Origin of the sequence: Succinimonas sp., assembly GCF_045225735.1 — a bacterium.
Classification (GTDB): domain Bacteria; phylum Pseudomonadota; class Gammaproteobacteria; order Enterobacterales; family Succinivibrionaceae; genus Succinimonas.
The window spans coordinates 1-2,163 of record NZ_JBGVBR010000131.1 but is presented as its reverse complement, the minus strand read 5'-3'; the positions used below and the strand labels follow the sequence as shown (position 1 = coordinate 2,163).

Annotated in this window: 2 protein-coding genes; both read left to right on the top strand. The window is 53.5% G+C overall.

Annotation, left to right across the window (positions count from 1 at the left end; translation table 11 throughout):
• Positions 1 to 303 precede the first annotated feature (303 nt).
• Positions 304 to 960 carry a UvrY/SirA/GacA family response regulator transcription factor gene (gene uvrY, locus ACJROR_RS04670; RefSeq protein WP_406040842.1) on the top strand — a complete coding sequence of 219 codons (657 nt, stop codon included), beginning with the start codon at positions 304 to 306 and terminating at the stop codon, positions 958 to 960.
• Positions 961 to 1,253: 293 nt separating this feature from the next.
• Entirely contained in the window at positions 1,254 to 1,814 is a 561-nt protein-coding gene (locus ACJROR_RS04665; RefSeq protein WP_406546082.1) for a hypothetical protein, read from the top strand.
• Positions 1,815 to 2,163 lie beyond the last annotated feature (349 nt).

Below are 2,163 nucleotides of genomic sequence, written 5' to 3'. Positions count from 1 at the left end.
ATTTCCGGCAAGGCCGGGAAGGCGGCGCAGAAGGAACCTGACGAACCCGCGGGCTGATAATGCATGCAGGCCTTCCCTGAGGGAGGGCCTTTTTTTGTTGCTGAACCGATAAATACCGTCTCTGGCGGTTGTTTAAGTCTCCCCGGGAAGGGAAAATTTGCGGGGAGAGTTTGACGGATGAACCATTCCGGAACATAATGGCAGCGATAACAGCTGCCGTCTGATTTGCCGCCGCGTTTTAAGATACCGCCGGCCGTCATCGGCAAAGCTGTTACCGGAGCCGTTTTTTTAGGATGTTTTAAATTGATTACTTTATACCTTGTTGACGATCACGATCTGGTTCGCGCCGGCATCAGAAAAATACTGGAAGATTTCCGGGGCCTTCGGGTGCTCGGAGAGGCCACCACGGGAGAAGAAGCCGTAACTTGGTGCCGGGAGCATCAGGTGGATGTGATTCTGATGGATGTGAGCATGCCGGGAATCGGCGGCCTGGAGGCCACCAAGCGCATTCTCAGGTACAATCCCGACGGCAAGGTGCTCATGCTTACGGTGCATACCGATGATCCCATTCCCGCCCAGGTGCTGAAGGCCGGAGCCGCCGGTTATCTTACCAAGGGCGCTGCTCCCGAGGAGATGCTGAAGGCCATTCAGGAGGTTTACGCCGGCCGCCGCTATCTGGAGCCGGACATTGCGCAGCGCATGGCTCTGGAACGTTTTCCGGGGAACGGCAAGCATGAGGTCGGGGAGGACATGAACCCCTTCGGCATTCTGGCGGAGCGGGAGTTTCAGATCAGCGTCATGATCGCGCAGGGCCACAAGGTCAGCGAGATTGCCGACAAGCTGGCCATCAGCCCCAAGACCGTAAATTCCTACCGTTACCGGGTGTTCAAGAAGCTGGGCATTAACGGCGATGTGGAGCTCACCCGCCTGGCGCTCCGGCATAATATTGTTCCCAAATAGCGGGGAGCCGGAACAGCGAAGAGACAAATTGACAGATTAACCTTTGGCGGTAATTTCGTTTCCCTGTTCCTGTCAGCATAGTTTGGCGCAGCAGTATTGTCTGCAAATCATTGAACGAGGTCTTGCGAAAGCAGGGCCTCTTTTCTTATTTATTTCGGAAAAATGCAATCAAATGCCAGTGCTGCGGTTTGATATTGTCAAATATGCCTGATATAATTTTATTATTATTATTATATCCGTCCGTAATGCCGGACAGGGCCGGGCGGTGTGTAGGAGTATTTTGGGGAGCTCCTATGTCTCACATTTACCGGGAAAAGCGGGAAATTCCCATTCCCGAGAACGGCCATATCAATAAGCATGACGGGAGGGTTTTTGTGTTCCTGCCCGCCGCCGGCAATGCCAGAATGCGGGACTTGAAGCGCATGAATATCGGCAGGGCTGCCACCGAAAAGACCATGTATCCCAATGAGAATTTCCGGTTTTATTTCCCGGATCTCTGGGAAAATTACTATGGCGGAACCGCGGATCCCCTGAAGCGCGTCCTCCGTCCGGGAATGTATGCCCTCATCCTGGGGATCTCCTATGAGAACGGTTTATATGAAAGGCTTCTTGAGGTGTTCGGAGCCGCCGGGGCGAATCTTTTGCTGGACTATGCCATGGATGCGGTCGGGGATTATTCTGCGGAGTCTCCGGAATGCCCGGACAGCCGGAGTTCGGAGGTGCGGTTTTCAGAAACGGAGCGGGGGCAGATGAGGCGGAGGAGGCTGAAGCCGGGAACGAAGAACTGTTCGGGCGGGGGATTACCGCGGAACAGTGTTCCGATTTCATGTCAAAATGGCTTCATGAATGCCTGAAAAGAAACGTCTCTCAGGCCTGGATCGCCATAGACGGATCTCATAACGACGGTGAGTCTCAGAGCTTCGGGGAAAGATCAGTCTTCCGGAAAAGCGCTCTCCGGGCCGGCCCAAAGGGAGCAAAAACAAGCCCAAGACCGATGAGCCAAAAGAAAAAAGAGGCCCCGGAATACCCCGGGGAAGCAAGAATAAGATATACCCGTGGATGCAGCAGGACAAAAATACACCAATGTTATCTGAATGATACGGCAGAGCCCCGCCCCGCCTTGAGATTTTATTTCAGCTTTTTCCCCGCAACGGTGCATTCCTTTTTGCAGAAACAGATGCCGTAGGAATGAACTGCTTTAAT